General features: G+C 42.7%; 31 protein-coding genes and 1 tRNA gene. 23 read left to right on the top strand and 9 right to left on the bottom strand.

What is annotated here, in order from left to right:
* Positions 1-116: 116 nt before the first annotated feature.
* From MKX36_RS16010 to MKX36_RS15995, 4 genes are read left to right on the top strand one after another with little or no spacing between them, the layout of a single operon-like run.
* Positions 117-1,478, top strand: a complete 1,362-nt coding sequence (locus MKX36_RS16010; RefSeq protein ID WP_025365332.1) for a glycoside hydrolase family 28 protein — start codon at positions 117-119, stop codon at positions 1,476-1,478.
* A 24-nt stretch (positions 1,479-1,502) separates the two neighbouring features.
* Entirely contained in the window at positions 1,503-2,387 is an 885-nt protein-coding gene (locus MKX36_RS16005; RefSeq protein ID WP_113049898.1) for a dienelactone hydrolase family protein, read from the top strand.
* Positions 2,388-2,412: 25 nt separating this feature from the next.
* The gene (locus MKX36_RS16000; protein WP_340865010.1) at positions 2,413-3,393 is read left to right on the top strand and encodes a pectinesterase family protein; all 981 of its coding nucleotides are present in this window, start codon (positions 2,413-2,415) and stop codon (positions 3,391-3,393) included.
* A complete protein-coding gene (locus MKX36_RS15995; RefSeq protein ID WP_340865009.1) occupies positions 3,387-4,964 on the top strand; it encodes a glycoside hydrolase family 43 protein in 1,578 nt (525 codons plus the stop codon). The genes MKX36_RS16000 and MKX36_RS15995 overlap by 7 nt, the downstream gene beginning before the upstream one ends.
* A gap of 58 nt (positions 4,965-5,022) precedes the next feature.
* On the opposite strand, the gene MKX36_RS15990 is transcribed toward MKX36_RS15995, so the two are convergent.
* Complete coding sequence (locus tag MKX36_RS15990) at positions 5,023-5,910, bottom strand: LysR family transcriptional regulator (RefSeq protein ID WP_025365328.1); 888 nt, start codon at positions 5,908-5,910, stop codon at positions 5,023-5,025.
* 117 nt (positions 5,911-6,027) lie between these two features.
* Here MKX36_RS15990 and MKX36_RS15985 point away from each other — a divergent pair, with 117 nt between their 5' ends.
* Together MKX36_RS15985 and MKX36_RS15980 are read left to right on the top strand one after the other, a co-directional pair.
* Positions 6,028-7,053 (top strand): YeiH family protein, encoded by a 1,026-nt coding sequence (locus tag MKX36_RS15985; protein WP_117288984.1) that lies wholly within the window; start codon positions 6,028-6,030, stop codon positions 7,051-7,053.
* A gap of 236 nt (positions 7,054-7,289) precedes the next feature.
* Positions 7,290-8,834, top strand: a complete 1,545-nt coding sequence (locus MKX36_RS15980) for a GH25 family lysozyme (protein WP_290403001.1) — start codon at positions 7,290-7,292, stop codon at positions 8,832-8,834.
* Between the two features lie 70 nt (positions 8,835-8,904).
* Here MKX36_RS15980 and MKX36_RS15975 read toward each other — a convergent pair whose 3' ends face one another.
* Positions 8,905-9,171, bottom strand: coding sequence for a DUF2642 domain-containing protein (locus MKX36_RS15975; protein ID WP_045244401.1), 267 nt, complete (start codon positions 9,169-9,171; stop codon positions 8,905-8,907).
* 169 nt (positions 9,172-9,340) lie between these two features.
* Between MKX36_RS15975 and MKX36_RS15970 the strand changes: the two genes are divergently transcribed.
* A complete protein-coding gene (locus MKX36_RS15970; RefSeq protein WP_016821506.1) occupies positions 9,341-9,469 on the top strand; it encodes a hypothetical protein in 129 nt (42 codons plus the stop codon).
* Positions 9,470-9,656: 187 nt separating this feature from the next.
* On the opposite strand, the gene MKX36_RS15965 is transcribed toward MKX36_RS15970, so the two are convergent.
* Complete coding sequence (locus MKX36_RS15965) at positions 9,657-9,884, bottom strand: hypothetical protein (protein WP_016821505.1); 228 nt, start codon at positions 9,882-9,884, stop codon at positions 9,657-9,659.
* 109 nt (positions 9,885-9,993) lie between these two features.
* On the bottom strand, positions 9,994-10,665 hold the full coding sequence (locus tag MKX36_RS15960) for a cupin domain-containing protein (protein ID WP_031461763.1): 672 nt from the start codon (positions 10,663-10,665) through the stop codon (positions 9,994-9,996).
* A gap of 456 nt (positions 10,666-11,121) precedes the next feature.
* On the opposite strand from MKX36_RS15960, the gene MKX36_RS15955 reads away from it, so the two are divergent.
* The 6 genes from MKX36_RS15955 to MKX36_RS15930 all read left to right on the top strand — a co-directional run bounded on the left by MKX36_RS15955 (position 11,122) and on the right by MKX36_RS15930 (position 15,719).
* The gene (locus tag MKX36_RS15955; protein ID WP_016821503.1) at positions 11,122-11,775 is read left to right on the top strand and encodes a cell wall hydrolase; all 654 of its coding nucleotides are present in this window, start codon (positions 11,122-11,124) and stop codon (positions 11,773-11,775) included.
* A gap of 186 nt (positions 11,776-11,961) precedes the next feature.
* Positions 11,962-12,312: a hypothetical protein gene (locus tag MKX36_RS15950; protein WP_016821502.1), complete on the top strand. Its 351-nt coding sequence runs from the start codon at positions 11,962-11,964 to the stop codon at positions 12,310-12,312.
* Positions 12,313-12,343: 31 nt separating this feature from the next.
* Positions 12,344-13,330: a ketoacyl-ACP synthase III gene (locus MKX36_RS15945; protein ID WP_016821501.1), complete on the top strand. Its 987-nt coding sequence runs from the start codon at positions 12,344-12,346 to the stop codon at positions 13,328-13,330.
* Between the two features lie 216 nt (positions 13,331-13,546).
* Positions 13,547-14,080, top strand: a complete 534-nt coding sequence (locus tag MKX36_RS15940) for a GNAT family N-acetyltransferase (protein WP_016821500.1) — start codon at positions 13,547-13,549, stop codon at positions 14,078-14,080.
* Between the two features lie 133 nt (positions 14,081-14,213).
* Positions 14,214-15,314 (top strand): glycerol dehydrogenase, encoded by a 1,101-nt coding sequence (locus tag MKX36_RS15935; protein ID WP_016821499.1) that lies wholly within the window; start codon positions 14,214-14,216, stop codon positions 15,312-15,314.
* A 189-nt stretch (positions 15,315-15,503) separates the two neighbouring features.
* A complete protein-coding gene (locus MKX36_RS15930; protein WP_013371960.1) occupies positions 15,504-15,719 on the top strand; it encodes a hypothetical protein in 216 nt (71 codons plus the stop codon).
* Positions 15,720-15,790: 71 nt separating this feature from the next.
* Here MKX36_RS15930 and MKX36_RS15925 read toward each other — a convergent pair whose 3' ends face one another.
* On the bottom strand, positions 15,791-16,822 hold the full coding sequence (locus MKX36_RS15925) for a glycosyl hydrolase (RefSeq protein WP_044785305.1): 1,032 nt from the start codon (positions 16,820-16,822) through the stop codon (positions 15,791-15,793).
* Positions 16,823-17,485: 663 nt separating this feature from the next.
* Here MKX36_RS15925 and MKX36_RS15920 point away from each other — a divergent pair.
* The 3 genes from MKX36_RS15920 (at position 17,486) to MKX36_RS15910 (ending at position 18,286) form a co-directional block, all read left to right on the top strand.
* Positions 17,486-17,668 carry a hypothetical protein gene (locus MKX36_RS15920; RefSeq protein ID WP_016821496.1) on the top strand — a complete coding sequence of 61 codons (183 nt, stop codon included), beginning with the start codon at positions 17,486-17,488 and terminating at the stop codon, positions 17,666-17,668.
* A 43-nt stretch (positions 17,669-17,711) separates the two neighbouring features.
* On the top strand, positions 17,712-18,038 hold the full coding sequence (locus MKX36_RS15915; protein ID WP_013371956.1) for a YnfA family protein: 327 nt from the start codon (positions 17,712-17,714) through the stop codon (positions 18,036-18,038).
* Between the two features lie 95 nt (positions 18,039-18,133).
* Positions 18,134-18,286, top strand: coding sequence for a hypothetical protein (locus MKX36_RS15910; RefSeq protein ID WP_164964474.1), 153 nt, complete (start codon positions 18,134-18,136; stop codon positions 18,284-18,286).
* Positions 18,287-18,321: 35 nt separating this feature from the next.
* Here MKX36_RS15910 and MKX36_RS15905 read toward each other — a convergent pair whose 3' ends face one another.
* Positions 18,322-18,513, bottom strand: a complete 192-nt coding sequence (locus MKX36_RS15905) for a hypothetical protein (RefSeq protein ID WP_025365320.1) — start codon at positions 18,511-18,513, stop codon at positions 18,322-18,324.
* A 125-nt stretch (positions 18,514-18,638) separates the two neighbouring features.
* Complete coding sequence (locus tag MKX36_RS15900) at positions 18,639-18,797, bottom strand: hypothetical protein (protein ID WP_013311032.1); 159 nt, start codon at positions 18,795-18,797, stop codon at positions 18,639-18,641.
* 248 nt (positions 18,798-19,045) lie between these two features.
* Here MKX36_RS15900 and MKX36_RS15895 point away from each other — a divergent pair.
* A tRNA-Leu gene (locus MKX36_RS15895) sits at positions 19,046-19,131 on the top strand.
* 394 nt (positions 19,132-19,525) lie between these two features.
* On the opposite strand, the gene MKX36_RS15890 is transcribed toward MKX36_RS15895, so the two are convergent.
* Positions 19,526-20,344 (bottom strand): MerR family transcriptional regulator, encoded by an 819-nt coding sequence (locus MKX36_RS15890; protein ID WP_016821493.1) that lies wholly within the window; start codon positions 20,342-20,344, stop codon positions 19,526-19,528.
* A gap of 84 nt (positions 20,345-20,428) precedes the next feature.
* Between MKX36_RS15890 and MKX36_RS15885 the strand changes: the two genes are divergently transcribed.
* From MKX36_RS15885 to MKX36_RS15875, 3 genes are read left to right on the top strand one after another with little or no spacing between them, the layout of a single operon-like run.
* Complete coding sequence (locus MKX36_RS15885) at positions 20,429-20,866, top strand: GNAT family N-acetyltransferase (RefSeq protein ID WP_017428097.1); 438 nt, start codon at positions 20,429-20,431, stop codon at positions 20,864-20,866.
* A 51-nt stretch (positions 20,867-20,917) separates the two neighbouring features.
* Positions 20,918-21,358, top strand: a complete 441-nt coding sequence (locus MKX36_RS15880) for a ribonuclease domain-containing protein (RefSeq protein WP_340865006.1) — start codon at positions 20,918-20,920, stop codon at positions 21,356-21,358.
* 13 nt (positions 21,359-21,371) lie between these two features.
* A complete protein-coding gene (locus MKX36_RS15875; protein ID WP_016821490.1) occupies positions 21,372-21,644 on the top strand; it encodes a barstar family protein in 273 nt (90 codons plus the stop codon).
* Between the two features lie 222 nt (positions 21,645-21,866).
* On the opposite strand, the gene MKX36_RS15870 is transcribed toward MKX36_RS15875, so the two are convergent.
* Positions 21,867-22,427, bottom strand: a complete 561-nt coding sequence (locus tag MKX36_RS15870) for a carbohydrate binding domain-containing protein (protein ID WP_340865005.1) — start codon at positions 22,425-22,427, stop codon at positions 21,867-21,869.
* 464 nt (positions 22,428-22,891) lie between these two features.
* On the opposite strand from MKX36_RS15870, the gene MKX36_RS15865 reads away from it, so the two are divergent.
* The 3 genes from MKX36_RS15865 to MKX36_RS15855 all read left to right on the top strand — a co-directional run bounded on the left by MKX36_RS15865 (position 22,892) and on the right by MKX36_RS15855 (position 25,247).
* The gene (locus MKX36_RS15865; RefSeq protein ID WP_049828186.1) at positions 22,892-23,527 is read left to right on the top strand and encodes an MBL fold metallo-hydrolase; all 636 of its coding nucleotides are present in this window, start codon (positions 22,892-22,894) and stop codon (positions 23,525-23,527) included.
* Between the two features lie 328 nt (positions 23,528-23,855).
* A complete protein-coding gene (loaP, locus tag MKX36_RS15860; RefSeq protein WP_016821487.1) occupies positions 23,856-24,377 on the top strand; it encodes an antiterminator LoaP in 522 nt (173 codons plus the stop codon).
* Between the two features lie 114 nt (positions 24,378-24,491).
* A complete protein-coding gene (locus tag MKX36_RS15855; protein WP_228552566.1) occupies positions 24,492-25,247 on the top strand; it encodes a 4'-phosphopantetheinyl transferase family protein in 756 nt (251 codons plus the stop codon).
* Positions 25,248-25,253: the final 6 nt, after the last annotated feature.

The raw sequence follows: 25,253 nt of genomic DNA, 5'->3' as shown, positions 1-25,253 counted from the left end.
AGTGTACATGAATTGTCACTACGCAGGCGGATGGTGCTTAACATCGCTGACACTTGTCCAGCACCATTCCGCCTACTGCGTTTTATTCACAAAAAATAAAGACAGGAGAGAACGAAATGCAATTGTATAACATTGTAGATTATGGAGCAGTTCAGGATGGTACGACGATGGCGACAGAGGCGATTGCAGCTGCCATTGAAGCAGCAAGTAATGCTGGTGGAGGCACCGTTTTTGTTCCGTCTGGAACATACCTGACGGGTGCTATTATTCTGAAAAGTAACATTGAGCTACATTTAAGCCCCGGCGCAATTCTTTCCTTCAGTACGGAACTGGCAGATTACCCTGTAGTAGAATCCAGATGGGAAGGCGTTCAGCGGGAAGTACATGCATCGTGCATTTATGGAGAGAATCTTGAGAATATTTCGATTACAGGCAGCGGAACACTGGACGGAAATGGTCAACCGTGGTGGGAAAAGCATCGGAATCACCCTGAAGAGCTGCAGTATCCAAGACCCAAATTAATCAGCTTTGACCGCTGTCAACGGGTGACCATTAAAGATCTCATGTTAAAAAATTCCCCCAGTTGGACTGTAAACCCCATTGCTTGCTATAACGTTACGATTGACAATTTGTCCATTCTTAACCCGGCCGACTCTCCCAATACGGATGGTATTAATCCCGAATCCTGTTCCAATGTTCGTATTAGCAACTGCAATATTGATGTAGGCGATGATTGTATTGCGATCAAAGCAGGAACCGAAGATACCCATGAGCGGATTCCTTGTGAAAATATTACGATTACCAACTGTACAATGGTGCATGGTCATGGTGCTGTCGTACTGGGAAGCGAAATGAGCGGAGATATTCGTAATGTTACGATCAGCAATTGCGTGTTCAAGCAAACGGATCGGGGCATACGTCTGAAATCAAGACGGGGACGCGGTGGAATCATCGAGGATATTCGTATCAGCAACATTGTGATGGAGGAGGTCATTTGTCCATTTATTCTAAACCTGTATTATTTCTGCGGACCTCGGGGCAAGGACAAATATGTGTGGGATAAAAATCCCTATCCAATTACTGATGAAACTCCGTGCTTTAGAAGAATCCATTTTTCCAATATCACGGCACGTCAGGTTCATGCGGCGGCTGGTTTCTTATACGGACTTGCAGAACAATATATTGCTGAAATTACATTTTCCAATATTGATATATCTATGGCTAAAAATGCGATCCCCGGTCGTCCGGCCATGATGACAGGGATTGAAGATATGAATAACCGTGGTTTTTATCTAGGTAATGTGAGGGATATTCGTTTTCAACAGGTTACGATTGAAAATCATGAAGGTCCTGCCTTTTACATTGAAAATGGGGAAGATGTTGAAATCAATCGTTGTCATTCGAAGAATACAGCTCAGCCTGAAAAGCTGATAGAACAAGTAACGATACAACCTTCTGAACAAAATGTTGTGAAATAGGAGGGGATGAAAGGAGCATAAAACGTGGATAAGTTGCAAGCATTGTTGGGAGACCTTCCGGCAGATCGCCCTATAACGGCGACTCTACTCAATCAAGAAGAGCGGGAGGGTTATCGACTGGAGTGTCTCCTGCTGGACTTGAATGGGATTGAGTCTGTACCCGCTTATGTAGCTACACCCTTACAAGGGGGCGGTCCGTTCCCATTGGTCGTATTTAACCATTCGCATGGAGGCAACTATACGAATGGACGTAAGGAACTGCTTCATAGCAGTTCTTACCTACAGCAGCCCTCGTTTGCTACAGCTCTGACAGACATGGGGTATTGCGTGTGCTGTATCGACATGTGGGGCTTCAATGAGCGTGGAGGCAAAACCGAGAGCGAGCTGGTAAAAGAAATGCTCTGGCAGGGTCAGGTGCTGTGGGGCATGATGCTGTATGATAACCGTCGTTTGGTAGATTATATGTGTCAGCGTGAGGACATTGATGCTTCCCGTATCGCAACGATCGGTATGTCGATGGGTGGACTTATGGCATGGTGGATGGCTGCTTTAGATGAACGAATACAGGTCACGGTGGATATCTGCGGACAGGTAGATGCCCATACGCTGATCGCTAAAAGGGGATTGGATCATCATGGCTTCTATTCCTATGTCCCCGGCTTGTTGAAGCATTTCACCACGCTGGATATTCAAAAGCGGATCGCACCTCGTCCACGGATGAGTATAACAGGTCAAAATGATCGGATGTGTCCTATAGAAGGAGTCGAGCATTTGGCCAAGGGGTTGTTGGAAGCTTATCAGAAAGCAGGTCACCCTGAGCATTGGCAGCCTGTGATTGCGGGCGGTGGCCATATGGAGACATTGGAAATGCGAACGGCTTGGCAGTCATTTTTAGCTGAACACTTGTAAATCAAATGAAAGGATTGGGGTAACCATGCTAGTCGGAAAAGAATCCTTTTGTGATTTCCACACCATTCAGGAGGCGATTCATGTATTGGAGCAATCGCCTTCCAACGAAATGGAAACGTTAACTATTTTATCGGGTACCTATGAGGAAGAAGTGCGGATTTACCGTTCAAATCTACATATCATAGGCATCGGGCAGGTAGAGATTCGTATGGACCGGTATGCCAAGGAGCGGAATGAAGCAGGTGAGGAAATAGGAACCTTTGCGACACCGACTTTATTTATAGGCGGCAGCCATCTGATCTTGGAAAATCTCTTCATTTCCAACACGGCCGGACAGGGAGAACACATTGGGCAGGCCGTTGCGGTATACGCTCATTGTGATCAAACCGTCTTTAGAAACTGCACCTTTAAAGGGTACCAGGACACGTTATTTACAGGCCCTCTGCCTCCTGCACCCAAAGAACGATTAAAGTTTGGTGGAATTCCTTTGAAAGAACACCATGCACACTATCGCCAGCTTTATCAGCATTGTTACATCGAGGGTACGATAGATTTCATTTTTGGCGGGGCTACCGCTTACTTTGAAGATTGCGAGATTCGTAGTTTGCGTCATCATAAGAACCATACAAGCTACGTTACAGCCGCCTCTACACCGCAAGGACAAACGTACGGCTATGTATTCGATCATTGCTATTTAACCGCAGAGCCTGATATTACTCCTGTTTTTTTGGGCCGTCCATGGCGGGAATATGCCAAAACCGTATTTGTCGATTGTAAAATGGGCGACCATATCGACCCGCGCGGCTGGGACAATTGGGACAATGTCGCGAATGAGAAAACCGTCTGCTATCAGGAATATGGCGGATCTGATGAAATAGCTTTATTACGTAAGCAGCGTGTTCCGTGGGCGGATTGCTTTGAAGCGAGGACAAAAGCATGGAGCAAGGAGCAGGTTTTTGAGGGAGTCACATTTTGGAAAGTAAGGAGAAGTGATGTCTCATGTTGATCCAAAACCCTATATTAAAAGGCTTTAATCCCGATCCGTGTATTACGCGAGTCGAAGATACTTACTATATTGTAGTGTCATCATTTGAGTGGCTGCCTGGAGTACGGGTGTATCAGTCCAAAGATTTGGCTCATTGGGAGCACTGCACGGATATTTTGACTGACCAGGTTGATTTGAGAGGGAACCCGAAAAATTGCAGCATTTGGGCACCGCAATTAAGCTATGCGGATAACCTTTTTTATCTGCTCTATACGGATGTGAAAAGCACCAAGCGTCCGTTCAAGGACGTTCATAATTTTGTGATAACGGCACCCACGATCAACGGACCGTGGTCGGAACCCGTTTATCTGAATAGTAGTGGATTTGATCCATCTTTATTTCATGATGAGGATGGACGCAAATGGCTGCTGAACGCGTTGTGGGATTACCGCATGTTGGAAAGCAATAAGTCATCGGGTATTGTCATGCAGGAGTATGACAGCAGTCAACAGCGGCTTGTTGGTGAGCCTATTAAAATTTTTGATTGCACTCCATTGAAGAAGACAGAAGCGCCCCACATCTACAGGCAGAACGGTTATTATTATCTTGTTACAGCGGAAGGTGGAACGGGTACGGGGCATGCAGTTACCGTAGCACGCTCCAAGCAGATAACCGGCCCGTATGAAGTAGACCCGCATAACCCGATGCTTACGTCTCGTGATCTGCTGAATTTCCCTTTACAATGCGCAGGACATGGCAGTCTTGTGGAAACACCGGACGGAGAATGGTATATGGCTCATTTATGTACACGTCCAGTGGAGGGGAAATACGCTATTTTAGGGCGCGAGACAGCGTTGCAGCAAGTATATTGGAATGATGAAGGCTGGCTGCGATTAACCGCCGGGGGCCATACACCCCAATTGGAGGTGCCTGCGCCTCAAGGGACAATCTTGGGTCAGCAAGAGCAGCAGAAGTATATTTTCGAAGACTTTTTCGAGGGCCCCACACTTGACAAAACGTGGAACACATTGCGTATCCTGGCGGACGATAGCTGGTGTTCATTAAGTCAACGCCCAGGCTATCTTCGAATCCATGCTGGAGAATCCATACAAAGTCTGTTCCAGCATCACGTGCTTGCCATTCGGCAAACGGATCATCATTTCCGGGTAGAAACAGCACTGGAGTATCAGCCAACCAGCTATTTGCAAATGGCGGGACTTTTGCTGTATCTCAATGAAGAAGACTATTTGTATGCGTATGTTAGCTATGAAGAGGGAGTGGGAAAAGTGCTGCGCATGATGCGCTGTGAAGCTAATTCATTTACGCTAATTCCGCAAGTGATTGCCCTTCAGAATGATCTTCCTGTACATTTGGCTGTAGAGGTTCATGCATCCCATGCACAATTTTATTATGGAGTCGGAGATGAACCTTCCTGGACGCGACTTTTTGAAATACAGGATATCAGCTTTTTGTCTGGAGGATTTACAGGGAATTTTGTAGGTATTGCAGCTCATGATATGCAACAATTCCAAGGAAGCCATGCTGATTTCTCCCACTTCTTATACCATGGTAAGGACCATCTCTCCTCATAAAAATATAATACTGACTATACTGCAAGCACCTTAATGGGTGCTTTTTTTCTTTCGCAGATTACCTTTTCACATTATAATCTCGCAAAATCTCCAAAAAAGCAGTGGTTGCTTTCGTCTCAAATATCGCAGAAGGGGTCAGAAAAGAAAATTTCCGAATGAACGGGAGATTGAGAATATCCAATACTTCTAATGTTCCCAAAGCAAGTTCCTTTTGAATTACCCATTGGGACAGCAAAGAAATCCCCAAGCCTGCTTCTACCGACTCTTTGATGATCTGTGTACTGCCAAAATTCATCATATGAGAAGGATAAAATCGAAGCTGTGCAAACATCTTTTCAGCCGCCTCCCGGGTTCCAGAGCCTTCTTCCCGCAGAATCCAGATGTCCTCATGCAGCTCATTTATATCCACTTGAGATTTACCGGCCAAACGATGATTTTGCGGAACGACAATAACCATTTCATCATCGGCGAAGGATTCAATGTGCAAATGGTCATGCTGAAATTCTCCTTCGATAATGCCCACATCCAGTTGATTATGGATCACGAGCTTTTCAATTTCCAATGTATTGCCGATGGTAATGGAGGGCTGAATGAGTGGGTACTGAATTCTCATTTGCGCAATTACATGTGGTAATACATATTCACCATACGTGTAGCTTGCACCAATAGACAGGTTACCCTTTGCCGTATGCATTAGCTCATCCACCAAGTACTGCATACGTGTATGGAGTCGGATAATCTCCTGGGCATGATGATACACAATTTCACCTGCTTTAGTTAAGCGCACATATTTATTACTTCGCTCCAAAAGCCGGGTTCCTACACTGCGTTCCAATGTTTGAATATATTGACTTACCGCAGGTTGGGTCATATGTAGTGCCTCAGCAGCTCGTGTGAAGTTTTGTTTTTCCGCAACCCTAACAAAAACGACTAAAGATTGATCCAAAGCTTATTCCTCCAATTTAATCATGCTATTTACTTATTATCATTATTGTAATGATTTATTTTTCTTATGACAAAATACATATTAAGCTGTATGCATGTAGAATTGGAGGGAATCAGCATGAAAAGTCATATTCAACACAGCAAACTTTTATTGAACAAAGGTCGATTGTTTCGGTTTTTATTCGGCATTGTGCTAACGATGATCTTCGCACTGGCGGGATACGTCCTGAATGAAGTACCAGGCTTTCATTATGTAGGTCCATTGGCATGTGCGATGTTTCTCGCTATACTATACCGACAGTTGTGGGGATATCCTGAAGCTGTACGCTCAGGAATTGAATTTTCAGCTAAGAAAATACTGCGCGGAGCTATTGTGTTGTATGGACTGAAGCTGAATATGGATGTTGTTATTCATCAGGGGCTGGGGTTGCTTTTACGTGATGTAGGCACTGTGGTGTTCGCCATTTTTTTTACGGTTTGGCTGGCCAAACGATGTAAGGCAGATGCTTCGCTTTCTCTACTTCTAGGGATTGGAACAGGAGTTTGCGGTGCAGCAGCAATAGCAGCTGTATCTCCCTTGTTAAAGTCGGACGATGAGGATACAGCCATAGGAGTTGGACTCATTGCCTTGGTCGGAACGGTATTTGCTATTTTGTTTACAGTGCTTCGACCTTGGCTTCCTCTGACGGATATGCAATATGGAATCTGGTCGGGCATCAGCTTACATGAAATTGCACATGTGGCCTTAGCAGCAGCGCCTGCCGGACAGGATGCTCTTGCCATGGGTTTATTAGCCAAACTGGGGCGTGTCTTCTTACTCATACCGCTTAGCTTTATTTTAATGTATTGGATGAAACGAACCGGAAAGATTCGTACAGGTACTAAAGTGGAGTTCCCCTGGTTCCTCATTGGCTTTATTGCGGCAAGTATTTTGGGAAGTTATGTTTTTGGAAAATATATTGTAGTTCCACCTAATCTAATGAACGAACTTTCTCAGCTTACTACCTTTATGTTAACGATGGCTATGGTAGGCATGGGGCTGAATGTGAGCTTTAAGACTTTAAGAGAGAAAGCAATGCTGCCCTTACTTGTACTGTCTGTTACTTCGATTATTCTTGTAGGGCTAACGTTTGTAACTGTATAAATTGGAAGTATGTGCTTGTGATGAGATTGTAGCAAATGAGATTAGTAAAACTGGAAAGAGCTCTGCTTGCGTATAGCTGGCGGAGCTTTTTAGTGCTTTCGTATTACAAGGCTGAAATATATAATGAATGAATCGTAACTTTTTACATAGGAGTCGCGTCTATCAAAATGGAGGCTTCAGAGGTGCATAGAATGTAAAATTTACATAGTGAAAAATTAGAGATTGGTAGGGTACATATGAAGAAAATTAGTTTATTTGCTTTTTTGTTTCTGTTTCTATTAGCATTTCCAGGAGAAAGTCACGCTGCGTCTTCAAATTCACATATTCAGCTGGACGGTAAAGATATAAGTGTCAGCAAGGGTGCGCAGATTCAGGAAGTAAAGGGCAATGTGCTGGTTCCACTCCGTCTTATTGTAGAGGAATTGGGTTATCGTGTGAATTGGGAATCCAAGACAGGTACCATAACTATACATAAACAAAATCTCAACCTGAGCCTTCAGGTCAACAATCCCATTGCCTCAGTTAATGATCAACCGATGGGGCTGGCTGTAGCTCCTTTGCTGAACGGGGGGACGACTTATGTTCCACTTCGTTTTGTATCTGAACAGACAGGAGTTGAAGTGGTATGGAACAACGAACTTAAAACCGTATTTTTGACGACTCCGTCTGCTTCAAGCGAAAACAGCGTGACCACCCATGATCACTCTGCTACTCAAGCTGCAAGTGATGCTACAGAGAGTGAGCGTACAGCTATACACCAAATTAACTTCAACAATCACGAATTGATGATAACGGTGGATGGAAAGGTAAGCCCCAAAGTAACCACATTGACTCAACCAGATCGTATTGTTATAGATATACCTGATTCGAAGTTTGGCGAGGAATTTCCAGCTTCGCAATCTATTAACAATGGTGGACAAGGAAGCTTTCTAGTCACAGAAGATCTAGATGCTTCCAAGGTAAGATACTCCATGTTTAGCACAAACCCAGCCTCGGCACGTATTGTGGTTGATCTTGATCACAGCACACCCTTTCATCTTATTAATGCAGATGATGGTAAAGTTGTCATAGCGTTGGATCAGGCTTCGGAGGAGTCAGCATCTACCGATACTGTTATATCTACTATACCTGTTGAGCCTACGATTTCTTCTGACGGACACGCGCAGGGGATTGACGTCTCGCACCATAATGGCAATATTGATTGGCAGCAGGTGGCGGCAGCAGGCAAGACATTTGCTTTTATTAAAGCTACAGAGGGCACCAAGTATCAAGATAATCAATTTTTAGCAAATGTTCAGGGGGCCAGAGATGCTAACATCCTGGTTGGCGCTTATCACTTTTTAAACGCAACTACCGTAGATGGAGCTCGCCAGGAAGCAGCTAATTTCGCCAGGGCTCTAGATTCAGCAGGAGGAAGGCTGGATCTGCCCCCTGTGATGGATTACGAAAATAATCCTAAAGGTCTTACTTCCGCACAGATCAGTGAAGTGGCTCATGCATTTTTGGATGAAATGGAGAAGCTTACCGGACGTGAGCCGATCGTATACACGGGAAATGTCTTTGCTTCCAAGTTTGATCCTACGTTTTCTATGTATAAATTGTGGGTAGCGCGATACAGCACTACGCAAAAGCCGACCGCAGTTCCAGCTTGGAATAGCTGGTGGGCTTGGCAATACAGTAGCACAGGCAGTGTTCCAGGTATTAGCGGCCAAGTCGATCTAGATGAGTACAATGGAACGATAGATGAACTTCGTGCTTCATTGGCAGGCTCGCTTGATTAGAAGGTTCATGTCATGATTAATCCTCGCGAATCCGGATAGGATCTGCGAGGATTTTTAATGTCTGATTTGTTTAGCTGGGCATGATCCATACGATTTCGCTGATTCGAACAAAGAATTTTTTTCCGTATACATCCAAGATGACATGGTCAGGCTTACTATCTACTACACATCCATCAATTCTGCCACGTGTTGTTTCAAGTACAACGTACTTGCCGATCATTGATTTTAATGTCTCTACGACATATGGATCTACGGGGTGTACCACGACATGGTGGGAGGTAGGATGGTGAGGAAAAGGTTGGTTAACGTTATAATTAAACATTTGATTTGAATTCAATTGCTTCACTCCTTCAGGATTAGTTGTGATATCCTATGCTCCTGCCTAGGAAAGGTGTAGGCTAATGCCCATCCGTGAAAATATTCATAACATTGCCAAAAAGCCCGGTCCATAGGAAAGCTCCATACATAAGCTATGTTGTACCTTGAATTAAAGGAGGCAATGATCCATGAGTGAATGTGAAAGAGGTTGCGGTGGCGGTTCGGTAGGGGGCTACCCAGGCGTTTGGACATCGACAGGAGCTATTCTGGTATTGTTCATTCTGCTCGTTATCATTACAAAGTCTTTCTGGATCTAAATTCAATTGAGTAGCTTAACCCCTCATTGGTATATTACCGGTGGGGGGTTAAGTGCTTTAGAGAATGGATTGTATGATAAAACACCCCAAATAACAGCGCACAAGCCCAACACAACTGTGCAGGGCTGGGGAGCTGTCAAATGGGGTGTTTTGGCATCAATAAGCCGAAACGGGAGATGGATGAGGATTAAATTAAAGCAATCGCTAATAGGGTAAATAGGCTCAAAGTTAAGATTTGATCACCATACCCGTAAGGATAAAAGGCAGACGTTTGTACACGTCCGTTCCGCTCGGTTTTTAAGTACACATTTTTACGATCCACATCCGTAATGGTTCCTTCGTACTGTTTTCCGTCAATGGTGAGAATACGCACCTTTTTATTCATACAGTTCAAACAGTTGTAGTAAGCGTCCATTCAATCACCCCCTCTTATACACATTGGCATTTTATGAGAGGGAAAGTCTTATGGTAACGGCGAACATACAGGGAAGGGGGATTCCGGCGTACTTCAGGTCTGACTAGGGTTAATCTTGCTCTTGATAGGGATTAAAGGAAAAGCCAGGGTATCCATGAGTATAGGTGTAACCTCTTTGGGGGGCGATCTGACGATGTGATGAAGTATCGTTTAGCCTTACATGAATCCCTGGTTTTCGAGGTGGCTGCTGCTTGCAGTCATTGGGAGGACCGATGATGACAGGTTTTTTAATAGGGGCGAGCGCTTCCTGAACCTTTTTCTCATCCAGGCAGTAAGTATGAGCCATAATGTTACTCGGCGTTAGCCGCAAAACATCGGAGCCTAAAATGAATTCAGGGACTGGAGCGTTAAAAATCGCCAACAAGTGAGTGTTGTCCACCGTGGCGACTAGATAATGCCACCATCCCTGAGGGACGTTAGCCACCTGTCCAGGTGTAATCGGAAAATGTCGTAACTCGCGAGTAAAGGGATTAATCAGTGACACGGTCACTGCTCCAGAAATACAGTATATTAGTTCTGTGGCATTTTGATGGTAGTGAGGCTCTACAACATTAGCAGTGCTGAGACGGATATCCAGTAGCGATACATTTGCTAATGTATTCAGCTGCTGGATCGACAGCTCGTTGATTGAGTTCTGAGCATCTTTCTGAAACAAAATATTGTCGCTTAAATCATAGGTGAACTGTACAGTGGGAGAGGTGTAATCCATATATGAATTCACGTGTCCTTTCCTGCCTTTCTGTTACTCGAAATGAATGATCGTACGCTACCCTATGCATTCGCCTATATTTATGTGCACAAAATGTGGTTTGAAAAAGCAAATGTCAGATTCAGGTCCTGGGTAGATTGAATCGAAAAATAGCGAAAAAAGTCACGTATTCAAGTGTAGTCGAAATGTGGTCTATTGCCCTCTCATACACGTCAGCCCCTTAGGAATGGTGTTTTATTAGCTTAGTTATTCTTAGGACCAGAGCCGGATGATACGTAAATGCGGCTTGTGGTATACTGCAACGGACGTGTGAATGCATCAATATCCGATTCCATATATAGCCACGCGTCATTTCCGCAGCTAGTCATAAGTTATGGCAAAAGAAGCATCATCGGATAAACGTCCCTGAGTTGTACAGGCCGGAATGGTTGCACCGGACAGAACATGAAAGAGGAGGTTGTCTGGAATATGAAAAAATTATCTATTTTAATCCTGTCCTGCGCATGCATGTTAGGTACAGTATTATCAGTCGCACCAGGACAAGCACAGGCACAATCGTCAGCTTTAAAGAAAGGGATTCAAAGCGAACGGGTGCTGGAGCTTCAACAGCAGCTTCATTCACTCGGTTACTTCAAAGCTGGTTTTACGGGATACTATGGCTCTTTGACCAGCAAAGCGGTGGCTCGTTTTCAGCGGGATAACGGTCTGACGCCTGATGGTATAGCGGGAGCGGCAACACAGGCCAAGCTGGATTCGTTCGGAAAGGTCCGCGTAACCGCGTTGGATCAACTGGCACGGATCATTTATTCCGAGGCGCGTGGGGAATCGTTTGAAGGACAAGTAGCTGTTGGCGCTGTCGTATTAAACCGTGTGCAGTCCGGCGAGTTTCCAAGCTCGATTCCCGACGTTATTTTACAGCCGGGTCAATTCACCGCTGTACAGGATGGTCAATACCGCCTGAAGCCCAACAAGACTGCGTACCGAGCAGCCAGACAGGCACTTAATGGGGCTGATCCGACCAATGGGTCCTTGTTTTATTACAACCCAGCGATTGCCACAGCCAAATGGAGTAAAAGCCGTCCGGCTGTCATCTCACTTGGTCGTCATACATTTACGAATTAATTCCATATGAGCATTTGTAATTTTTTCAGCCGTCAGTAGCTTCTTCTAGAAGTGGTGACGGCTTTTTGTGTATTCACAATTTTGTAATATATTAGGGGTGATGTATCTCGTTTTATATTAAAAATTCTACCTATTATTCCGATACTCTTAATAGACAAAAAATGAAATCAAAGGAGTCTTTCTAAAATGAGTCAACATCCTTATACCATCGAAGTGGATCAAGTCATTAAAACGGTACATATGGCAGTGAATGGAGTTTTTAGCCAAGAGGAGTACGACAGCTTTGTAAAGGATTATATCGCCAAAACTTCATCTATTCAGGCATCGAGCTTTACACTCAAGGTAGACTGCACCCAAATGGCACTTTTGGGACCAGGTGAAGTAGAGAAACTGAAGGGTTCTTTTGCACGTTATAAAGAAACTGGATTTGCCAAAATAATTTTTGTTATCAGCCTCCAGCAAACGATTATTAAAATGCAGCTTGGTCGCGTAGCACGTGAAGCAGGATTAAACAACGTAGATATTGTAGTACAATAATGCGCTGACGTATGAGTAAGGGGGAAACCTGATGAGCCATATCAGAATAAAAGCACTGGGAGCGTATCATCCGTCCCACTCGTTGAATAACGAATATTATATTCGCCATTTTGACGAGCGGGGAAAAGATATCCGGCGCTTCATGGAGCATATGGGAAGAAAACACCGCTATATCATTGATGACCCCAACGAAAACGGTCTAACTATGGGGATAGCAGCTGCGCAAAAAGCATTGGAGCAAGCTGGTATGACAGGTCGTGATGTGGATATGATCGTGTTCTCCACTCAAGTTCCTGAGTCGCTGTTTCCGATGAATGCCTTGTTTGTTCACCAGGCGATTGGGGCCAGACATGATGTGGCAGTGATGGATTCCAATGCGAATTGTGCAGGGATGACAGTAGCTGTCGATCAAGCCAGTCGGTCGATGTTATCTAATCCCGATGTACGGACAGCGCTTATTATCGGCTCAGATTATAATTCGCTCATTTCCGATCCTGCGGATGAGATTACTTATGCGAACTATGGGGATGCTGCGTGCGCAGTTATTTTGGAGCGTACTGAAGAGGAAACTGGATTCATAGATTCCCTGTATTTTACGGACCCCGTCAATATAGATAAAATTTTGTACCCAGCTCAGGGGTTAGCGGCGACACTTCAAAGGAACGCGCCCGGAAAATATATTCAATGGCTTCCGTTCGACGCCAATATGGCCCTGCCTCCAACATTTGAGCTGCTTGAACGCATTATAAAAAAGAATGGGCTGACGCCTCAGGATGTGCGGGCTTATTGTCTGTCGCAGTTTTCATTGGCCAATGTGTTGAAGATCCAGGATCATTTGGAGCTAGAGGATGATCAGATGATTTATGTGGGTGATCGTTATGGTTATACAGGTACCAGCAGCCCGTTCATTGCTCTATATGAAGGTATTGGATCAGGTCGTATCCGGCGTGGCGATCATGTGCTATTCTGGACGATCGGAGCTGGATATCAACTGGTTGCTATGTTGTTCAAATATTAGGAATACGAAGACCTTGCAGCTGCAAGGTCTTTTTGTATTTCCCACCATGATAATTGTAATGATTTGGTTGTGTTAGGGGTGATTATTTTGTAAAATTTAAACATTGAATTCATAAGGGAGAGCTCATATTGCGGACATTGGATAACATGACAATGATGACGGAAAACATCGTACACAATTCATAATAGGAGCTGAAGGGTTATTAAAATCGAAAATTTGTTTTACGGGGAACGAATAAAACTGGCGGCAGTTAGGGAAGAAGATGCTGAACTGATGTTCAAATGGGGCGAGGATGCGAAGTATTTGCGAAATGTAGATACGGATTTGGCACTCCCCTACACGTTGAAACAGATGGAATCGGAAGGATCTCCTAGCTCTAACGAGATCTATTTTCGGTTAAGAACATTGGCAGACGATGTCTTGATCGGATTTGTTGCTATTCATGGGATTGAGTGGAATAATCGCTGCGGGCAGCTGGCAGTAGGTATAGGTAATACAGACTACCGTGGCAAGGGGTTTGGAGCGGAAGCTATACGTCTCATTCTTCGTTATGCGTTTTATGAGCTGAATCTTAATCGGGTCGGCTTGGATGTGATTGAGTACAATACACAAGCGATCCGTACCTATGAAAAGGCAGGGTTCCAGCTGGAGGGTAGAGTTCGTTCCGCTGTTCTCCGTGATGGCAACAGCTATGATCGTATTATGATGGGCATCCTGTACTCTGAATGGATTTCGACTCTTCAAGAATAATAGATACACAATTTGTTCATAAAATATTCCATAATAAGCCTTTTAATAATGTGGAAAGAGGTTTATAGTTAAGGGGTCACATGCCCAAATCATTATTAATTTGAGTATGAGTCAAAGCTGAGGAGGAATTTACATGACAAATGTTGTAAGGTCCGTCACTTCACCCAAGAAATTTATTTCTGGACAAAATCTGCTCTCGTCGTTAAATGACTACATCAAGGATTATGGCGATAAAGCCTATGTTATTTGCGATGAGTTTATACTTGAAAGAGCCCAAAAGGAGGCAGGTGCTTCGATTGAAGCAGCTGGTAACCAAGTGGTCTTCGAGAAATTCCAATATGAATGTACAAAAGAAGAGATTGATCGTAACCGTGAATTAGTACGTAAACATGGTTCGAACATCATTATAGGGATTGGCGGGGGAAAAACGCTGGATACCGCCAAGGCAACAGCATATTATGAAAAGCTGCCTGTTGTTATTTTTCCAACGATTGCTTCTACAGATGCTCCTTGTACCGCGCTTGCGGTTATTTACAAGAAGGATGGCTCTTTTGATGAATATTTGTTCCTGCCTACGAATCCAGATGTAGTACTTGCGGATACAGGTATTTTGGCAGCGGCGCCTGCACGTTTCTTTGCAGCAGGAATTGGTGATGCACTGGCAACTTATTTTGAAGCTCGTGCCTGCTATCAGGCCAACGGGGACAATCTGGTGCTGAACAAGCCTTCCACTACAGGTCTGGGACTTGCTCGCCTTTGTTATGATACATTGCTGGAAAATGCTGTGAAGGCCAAACGCGCAGTGGATCGTAAAGTGTATACTCGTGCGGTTGAGGATACGATTGAAGCGACTATTTATCTGAGTGGTGTGGGAGCAGAATCAGGTGGATTGGCAGCGGCACATGCTATTCATAATGGTATGACGGCTGTTCCTTCGCTCCACAAAGCACAGCATGGTGAGAAAGTTACTTTTGGCTTGTTAACTCAGCTGGTGCTGGAAAACGCGCCAAAAGAAGAGCTGGAGACTGTGATTAAGCTGGTTAAGGATGTAGGGCTTCCATTAACTCTTCGTGACCTGGGTGTAGAGGAATTTGTTGAGGCTGAATGGCGCCAGGTGGCTGAAGCTGCTTGTGCGGCAAATGATACGATGATCAACATGCCGTTCCCGGTTAGTCCTGATGATGTGTATAATGCAATCATCGCAGCCAATGCGATTGCAGAATCCTATCAATAATAGTTTCTTTCTAATTAGAAAAGTGAACTTTACAAAGACGGGTCTGTCATAACACTGACAGGCCCGTTTCGTTTATGTGCACTAACGAGTGAAACGAAAGAAGGGACCAGGGACTTATATCCTATCTTGTTCTGACCGATATAGATATAACAGGGAAATTAGGTTGGTCACACAGCAGGAGGAGATTTGATGTTGGTACATGGTAAAACACGTAGGGGCAACTTGTACATCCACATGTCCAGCGGTTTTCACAAGATTGGGGATTTTCGGGAAGAATATTCCGTAGCACCAGGTGATCGGCTGATGTCTAGATTAACCAAGCGGATCTACACCATTGTATCCGTACATCTTGGTGAAGAGGCGTATGCCGATCTTGATCTTGAAGAGGTAATCAGAAATAGTTAGAGAGTTTCTTTTGACTGGGTATGAAAAAAGCTTGTATTTCGCTCTAGGAGCAAAGTACAAGCTTTTTTCTTTCAGCGGAGGGACTCATGGAGAAGATCTCGTGTGATAATATTATTTTGGTTCATAAAATGTCTAATGGTTGCCTGCGAATTAGTTGCCGACAGTTCCTTTCCCCATGTCATAGCATAAGCCCAGGCTGGCTGATTCTGTAGCACCTTCGCACTTGGCAGAATATCGCTTTCTCCGATTCCCATAGGCTTGCCTTGTGCAAGCTTTAGCAATTCAGTGTAGTAGGAGGATTTGTAATCATTATTATAGATATCGGCTGCAAGCACATCTACCCGGTTAATGCCTGGAAAGGACAGATTATAGGGCGTGCTGTATGCGTTCGGGGCATTGGGACTCCAGACCCACAATAGGTTATCTAAATGATGGACATGTACGAACCGATCATACATTAGATCCCACAGCTTAGCGTAATTTTGTTTGTTCCCCCACCAAAACCAGTTGCCGTTCATTTCATGATAGGGTCTCCATAAAACTGGTACATCCGCATCCCGTAAGGTCTTAAGGGACAGAGCCGCCTCGTCCAAATCAGCGATGAGCTGCTTATATTGCGGGGTACCCGGCGTGATGTAACGATTAAATTCAGCTTGAGTAATTTTTGCTTGTACGTTTTTCCACGTTTTTGGCTTGCCCGGTAACGCCTGATGAAAGGTGATAGCTACGATTCCGCCGTCCTGGCTCCATTCAATAGCACTATTCACAACGCGCTGACGTTGCTCTCGTAAAGCAGTACGGGACTGATTAGCCAACCCACCAAACTCATAGCCGTGAAGTCCTGCGAATTGTCCGCTGATTTGTTGCAGCTTGTTATTTTGTTCATCCGGTGCCTCTAAATAATCATGCTGTCCAGAAATTAGCATACCATCCGGTACATTAGTTAAATAGGCAAGTAATTGCCTGGCTTTGGCAGAGGCATGAGCATTAATTGGCGGGGCGGCATCGGCAACAATGAACGATTGTTGAGAGCCGCTAAAGAGTAAAACAAGCATTAGCAGTAGCACCCTCTGTAACCAAAAGCGTGTTGAGTGAGATTTCATGGCGCTCCTCCTTTGATGCTGGTAATGGGATTAGTGTTTTTCTTTGTGTTTTCTAAGTTGTATGTAGGCGCTAATCATGATCATTATCAGACTAATCATAGTCCACCCATTGAGTTCCTGCGATTGTATCCAATTGTCCCACACAAGGAAGCCTGATATAAAAACAAGCAAACCCACTATAAGGTACATTTTGGTTTGTGCTGGACGCTTGGTACGTTTAGAAACCCAATGTATGATGCCCAAAATGATGGCTGCCTGAAATAAAAATATACCCATTATCATTAAACTAGCTATAAAAATAGGGGACATCCGTATCCTCCTCCTAGGTCTACAAACAGAATATGCAGGTTGTAACCGCAGATGTGGATTCTTAGATGCAAGTTTTAGGACAGGGTGAGTAACTGTTGTGCTCTGGTTATGATCTTGAACAAGTTGACTAAATTATACCATAACTACCGTCCTGCAATGAAAGGCGTCTAAATACCCACTCTACCTTGATTCGCCATCATACTTTATATTCAGTGAAATATCGACATATGGTTTGTACACTACGTACATATGAAGCTCCGTTTGGAAATGGCGGTAAAGTATAAGCATAAATGCAACGCGAAATCGACGGAAAAGTTTGGTATGATTAAAGTGGATTGCAAAGGAGGTTTTCATATGAATGAAGAAAACAGACCATTTTCTAGTCCAGCAGATGCTGAGGGAACCAAAGCAAACTTTGATGCCAATCAGCGGAAGCTTCACTCCGAGGGAGCTTCAAGCCTTTGGCGTCAGGTCAGTAATCTGCTTATTCTGGTTGGCGTAATTGCATTGATTATTATTATAGGCCGATTACTTTAATGAGATGACTGAAAAGTCAAAAAGATTAGGGATGTGAAATGGAGTGTTAAAGGCAGCTTTACTTTTTATTTTGGCTGGCATCGCCGAAATCGGAGGTGGATATTTGATCTGGCAGTGGCTGCGAGAAGGCAAGACATGGTATGTCGGACTTTGCGGCGGAGTGATTTTAGCTGTCTATGGAGTCATTGCCACCTTCCAGGTTTTCTCCTCCTTTGGGCGTGTATATGCAGCATACGGAGGTGTCTTTATTGTTCTTTCCATTGCATGGGGCTGGTGGATTGATAAAAAGACACCTGACTTGTACGATTTCATTGGTGGATTGATTTGTTTAGTAGGCATAGCTGTAATTCTGTTGCCGCGCTCAGGTTGATAGGACAAAAACCCCTTTTTTATTTTTAAAAACATGACTATAGGTCTACAAAAATAAGCTTCATATTCCGAAATAGAACTTAAGGAGGGGGTTCTATGAACTGGAATCAAATGAAGCTTAGATTGAAATTTGGCAGTGCTATGCCGAAGAGTGAAGGTAATTTCTCTTTTGGTCTCTTGTGTGGACTCTCCATCAGCATTGTGCTGTGGATCTCAATTATTGGTTGGATCATGCTTATCTTCAAGTGATGCTTAACAAAAACCTGTGACTTATAATTCATGCTTTATTTTGTAAAATCATTACGTAGTTTGTCTATTCCACGGCCTACGGCTTCATCAATCATATCGGTAGCTGCAGGTGAATCGGCACCAGGGTCAGGAATCCGATCAAATCCTGGTTCACGCTTATCCAGAGATTGTTTATATTCGATTTGATCGTCAGTAAGACTCTTTTTTTTTGAATTATGTTTTTTCATAGCACATTACACGCTCCTTCTTAGGCATGGTCAGTTCTACACTTTACATAAACGCTTATGCTCCATATTAAACGCTTATAAAATAAACCGGGAAGGATAAATCCCGCCCGGTACTTTCCAAACAACTAGCGATGCTCAATCAAATCAATCGCTCCCAGAACAACATGAGCCAGTCCGAAACCGAGAATGCCTGTAGCTGCAAGTTTGTACTTACTGCTCAGCAACACAGCGCCTGAAGCCGATACTACCGTCCCAAGAACAGCTGGAATCATACCTTCACGCATTCGTAACACCCCTTCTGGTGGTTTGGAAAGACGTTTATTAGTGTAGTTCAAATGTGCACAAGTTATACAAAAAGAGAAATTTTATTATTTTTTAAAAAAACACTTTACAATTTGATAAAAATATCGTATTATAAGTTGGTGCCCAGATGAACGACATTTACATAACGAGAACACTTCTTAGTAAGTAAGCTTCTCAGATACTTGTAAGACAAGAACAAGTAAGTGTAAAATAGCGTTCCTAAATGCTTGCCGGGGTGGCGGAATTGGCAGACGCACAGGACTTAAAATCCTGCGGTAGGTGACTACCGTACCGGTTCGATCCCGGTCCTCGGCATCCTAGTTTATTGCATGAAGCCCTTGATAATCAGGGGCTTTTTGCTTTTTTTAGGGGTTGAGATCTAAAACCCATATCATAAGGGGCGAGTGCCATTTTCACTTTTGGGGACGGATTGGGGACAAATTTTTGGATTTACGCATAGCTTTGACATGAGTGGATACTTCCTCTATATGCATATCTGCATACCTCATAGGCTTCATTTTTTATGGAAAGGTAAAGTCTTCAGACTGAGTCGCTCTTGATTAACGCATCAATAACTTTGGTTGCTTCTTCCTCAAAATAGTTTTTCTGTTCTCTTTACGCCTTTCTTATCCTCGTTACTAATATCCGCTAGAGGATTATTTTTCGTAGCCTGATGAAGGAGAGATTGAGGTAAAGTAGGAGCCTACCCTTATTCTAATATGACTTCCATCATAATTTTGGTAATATAATCTTTTTCCCGGTATTTTACCACGGCATCATATATATATTCTTCATAAACATAATCTCCTAAAGATAAGTTTAGTCGATCCATTTCCGAAAAAAGTCGATCATAGGTTTCATGAATGCTCTTTTCTTCACCAATATGGTAGCCCGTTAGAAAATATCCTTTCTTAGTTTTCAAATAAGGATAGTCCTCCCGAGGATTAGGTTGCTTTATGTACAGATAACTGTAGTTCGTATATTCACCCTTCAATACTTGCTCTTTTTTTGTAATACCCCCAATAGGATATCCTGTATCGAGAAATGATACATATAATTCGTCAACAAATTCTGAAACCACTCTCACAAAATCTTCTTCCGAAATATTTTTTATATTTTTACTAAGATAAAGTGTTGCTTCTGTGTGTTGTTCAAGAGAAATCTGGTGAAAATCTAACCGTGATGCCTCTTCCATGAGTTCTATTTTTGCGTCGATGATTCTTTCCGTCATTTCAATTTCTTTTCTTTTTTTAACAATGTTCTCTTTCTGTTGGTGCATTAAAGATAAAAAGCTGGCAGGTGATTTGTGTTTCATATACTGCTGGATTTCTTTGAGTGACATTCCAAGATCTTTTAACAATTCAATAACGTTGAACCATTCTAATTGACGAATAGAATAAAAACGATATCCTTTATCGTTTTTGTAAATCGGAGAAAAAAGGCCAATTTGATCGTAATAGAGTAATGTCTGCTTATTAACTTTACATAGATCGGAAAATTCCCTCGGAGTAAAGTATTTTTCATTCATTTTTGAGTGCCTCCCTTGACTATATAGTTACTATATACCATATGATCGTTTTGTAGACAAACTAAATGGAAAGGTTTTGTTATTATGTTTAGCGAAATTCGGGTTGTAACGAGCTCGAATGAAAAAGAAGTACTTTCCTTAAGCATAGCTAAGGATCAGCGACAGTTTGTAGAATCCATCTCACAGTGTTTACAAGAGGCTAGGGAGGATACTCGTTTTGTACCAGTAGGTCTGTATAAAAATGCTATACCAGTGGGTTTTGCTATGTACGGTAAATTTGAAGACGAAGTCTGGTTCGATCGGTTTCTAATAGATGAGCGATTTCAGGGAATGGGCTTGGGCAAATATTTTATGGAAAAGCTTATTTCATTTTTAGAAAATGAGTACCCTGGCCACCATATTTATTTAAGTGTTTATGAAAATAATATCCATGCAATTCAATTATATAAACAATTTGGATTTACTTTCACAGGTGACTATTATACACCAAAAGAAAAAATAATGAATAAAAGAAATCAATGAGATTGATAAGTTTTGAACATAGGATGTAACTATCAAAGGAGATTAAATGTAATGAATGTTAAAAAATATTTAGGTGTCTTGCTTTTTATTTTAGTGACCATCCTGTTTACAGGCTGTTCGCTCCAAACGGTCTCATTAAAGGACTCGACACACAGCAGTTCTGTTTTAACGCAATTTGATGAAGTCGCTAAATATATTTCGGAGCATACTGATCTTCCCGGGAATTATATAACCAAGAAAGAGGCCAGAAAATTAGGCTGGGAGCCTAGTGAAGGAAATTTGGAAAAAGTAGCCCCAGGCAAAAGCATAGGCGGTGATGTATTTCGAAATCGAGAAGGCTTGTTGCCCGAGAAAAAAGGGAGAATTTGGTACGAAGCAGACATTAATTACTCAGGCGGAACTAGGGGGAGCGATCGAATTCTCTACTCCAATGATGGCTTAATCTATAAAACAACTGATCATTACCGTACGTTTGAGCAACTAAAAGAATGAAGGAGGCTTTATGATGGTTGTAATTATAAATGGAAATAACATTCATGGAAAAGAAGAATTACATGACACACTTCAAGCCCAGCTTGGATTAGACCAAACTTACGGTCGAAATTTGGATGCATTATGGGATTGCTTAACTGGCTCCATCCCGATGCCACTTACAATTCAATGGCTTGATTTTCACGCAAGCAGGAAATCCCTTGGAGAATACGCCGATCGTTTGTTGGATTTAATGCGTGAAGCCGAAGAAGAGGTGGAGAATTTTACTTTTGACGTGAAAGTATAATTATCTTTTTAAGATTTTCACTTTTAGTTAGGAGAACAAAGACGAATTGGGGACAGACTCTGGTATTTTATATAGATTACAGTATCTGCAGGTACACAGGACCAACGAAGCGCCTCACCGTTAATATGCGGAGGAGGCGCTTTAATTTTGGGAAAATTACATGCTATAAAATTCAGTTTAGTTTTGTGTTTTGTAATGATAATTCTGCTACCAAATGATTTATTATCTTAATCTGGATATAGATACATCATCCAAAAGAATGGTTGCAAAAGCATCCTGTGCTGTAACGCGAAACACTAAATCTCTGGAGACTGTCCCCGAATTCCCTGAGATTGAGAAGGTACGGGAGACTCTCTCATATTGTGATGAAGGTAGCGAGTTAAGCTGGATCGTGTAGGTTTGCTCTCCTAAACTAATTTGAAGCCGACCACCGAAAGGACTGATCAAATTACGTACCCAGAAGGTCACACGGTATCTTCTTCCTCTTCTCAGATCGGAAATCGTTTGTCTAAGCGAGACGCTGTGCCCCGGGTTAGCTGAGATTCTGACGGCTTGATTGCCACTGTGCGGGTTGGTTCTGGTAATAAAGATTTGACCTGTCACGTTGCTGACGTTTGCAATCCAAGGTGTCAAATCCTGATCTTCAAAGCCGCCGTTTCTAACAACAGCCTGAGTAGGCAATATTCTTTTCTTCTTCAATGCGTGAGGTTGAGATTGTATAGGGGATCTATTCATCCCTCTACGGACAGTAGCTGTACTTTTTCCAGTTTTTTTAGGTTTCATCTCAGCCAACTCTCTTTCAGTAAAAAATGTATTTTGTATTAGTAGTTTATGAAAGTGTGAATAATAGTGTTCATATTAAGAGAAACCAAAAATACCGCCGTATGGCGGTATTTTTTTTAGTTACGTAATTACAGCGAGAAAGAGTTTTACGACTTTATAGAGCAAAATCTTGTAACAGAGGGCCGAAGCCTTTCTATTGCATAAGTTGGTATAATCATTGGTACAGCAACTTTTGACAGAAAGACATCGGAGACGAGAATTATCCCGAAAAGCGCAGAAATGCTTGTTATTCAGGAACTCTTAGCAAAGACTACAACATAGCAAACGCATAGTGATGTAGATCAATTCAGCCGCATTTGAACTGTGAATTTGACGCACAAATTTGGATTTGGCCATGGGAAGGTGGGTTCAGTGAAGCTGATATGAGTCTGACATACCATATGGAACAGTTAAGAGTCTGTTTTATGAATTTTATTAACTATGTATATATTGTAATGGATAAGAAAACAGGAGACATTGCTATTGTCGATCCGTCATGGGATTTATCGAAAATAGAGTCATATCTTCGACAGTTGAATGGTAATCTCAGAGCCATACTATTAACCCATTCACATTTAGATCATGTTAATTTGGTAAATCCGCTCCTGGAAAAGTATAGACCGCACGTATTCATGTCAATACAAGAAATCGATTATTACCATTTTAGATGTGAAAATTTACATCCCGTTAAAGATGGGGATATTATCAAACTTGGAGAAACAGAAATTAGAAGTCTTTTGACCCCAGGACATACCGTGGGAAGTGTATGCTATCTTTTATCCAATCACTTGTTTACGGGGGATACCATTTTCATTGAAGGTTGTGGCTTTTGTGATCCGAATGGAGGAGATCCGAAAGACTTATATCATAGCGTTCAAAAAATAAAGCGAGAGGTTGATAGCTCCATTCAAATTTATCCTGCTCATTCATATGGTAAAGCACCTGGGTTCCCACTCAGTCACCTTATGGATGAAAATATTTATTTTCAATTTACGAGCATGAAGCCGTTTATTAATTTCAGAATGCGCCCCAACCAAAAAGGTTTATTCAATTTTAAATGAGTTGGTAAAAAGGGGGCAGTTCTAAAGGGTGATGGGGCCTCTACCCCCTTAAATATAGACCGGGTTGTTGCCAAAATGGCAATTGACACTGTTTGAGCAGAGGATTATAATGGAAATATACTATTCCAATTATATGATTATATGAAAAATAAAGGAACTTGTTTGCGGTTAATCGCTGGCGGGTCACGTTAACCACTGATGAGGGACATATCGTGAGAGATTGTAGCTTATCAAGCAGGATAAGTGAAAGGGCGAAGCTATGCATACACTGGCAGCAGACATTATAGGGGTTGATTTTGGCAGTATGTTTTGTTAGGAGATGAGCGGAGTGAATTGGTACGTGCTTTTTGTGCGAACGGGTAGGGAAGAAAGGGTTAAACAACTTTTTAATAAGTGGTTTGATTCTGAAGTTTACAAACCATTTATACCGCTCCAAGAGAGGCTTTTTAAAGTAGCAGGAACAGTCAAAAAAGAATTAGCGCCTTTGTTCCCCAGTTATGTGTTTATTGAGTCCAACTTACCTGACTTGCAGTTCGTAACAAGTACAAATTCAATGATTTATACTTCCAGCGATATCATTCGTTTATTGAGATATTCGAAGTTAGAAGCTTCTATGCGAGATTGCGAGAGACAAGTTTTAGAGAGTTTATGCAATGATAGATATTGTATAGAATGCTCAACTGGAATTATTGAAGGAGACAATATACGTATCATAGAAGGGCCGCTTAAAGGAAGAAGCAGCATAGTTAAGAAGATAGACAGACATAAAAGACAGGCGGTTATTCAGCTAGAATTTATGGGTGATATCAGACTAGTGAACGTAGCTTTAGAAATTATTAGTAAAGTTTAAATAGAATAATCGTGGGGATATCTTCTCCATTTGGAAGCTTTCAGAGCCCTTAAGGCATTTGAAGGTTTTTTTTGGTTTGTGCTTGCCTATTCATAGGGGGATATGCATGTGACCATGTATACGGAACAGCTCATGTTGAAGCGGGAAGATATCGTGATGAAGGCGGCTGTTAGTTTTGTACATGCAGTATGCCGTGACGATGCTGCTCTCGATCCGGAGATTTTTCATTCAGATGAGTGTAGCTACTTTGAGAGCCTGCTATTCCAGCGCCGAAAATCCAACTTTCTGCTTGGCAGGCTAAGTGCAAAACAAGCAGCATCCGTGCTGTTAAGGGAGCAGAACCTACGCAACATAAGCGTGGAGACAGGTGTTTTCGGCCAGCCCTTGCTTCGAACTACCGGAGTCCCTGGTTACCAAGTGAGCATTGCCCACTGTGATGATATCGGGACCGCTGTTGTTTTTCCAGAAGCGCATCCTATGGGGATTGATATTGAGAGGATAAGTCCTAACCGAAATAAGACCATGGAAAGCCAATTGACGACGGAAGAAAGGGAAAGAATCGCAGCCGTGCGAGGAGTAGAGGAATACTCTGTTTTATTGACGGTTTCTTGGACGGTAAAGGAGGCGATTTCGAAAATATTGCGCACAGGCTTTACCGCATCATTGCAAGTGCTTGAAATTAACGAGATCAGATTTAATAGTGGATGCTTTCGGAGTACATTTTCGCATTTTCCGCAATATGCCGCCCAGTCGTATCGGTTGGGTAACTACATCTTTACTATTGCAGCGCCAAGGAAGACGGAATGGAGTATCAATATGTCTCAATTGTATGAGCAATTTAATCCGATTTTCCATCCAAGCTGTTTGTAAATAACC

This window comes from Paenibacillus sp. FSL W8-0439, assembly GCF_038008995.1.
GTDB lineage: Bacteria > Bacillota > Bacilli > Paenibacillales > Paenibacillaceae > Paenibacillus > Paenibacillus polymyxa.
Note: the sequence above shows the minus strand (reverse complement) of the source record. Positions and strands in the feature narration are given on the sequence as shown.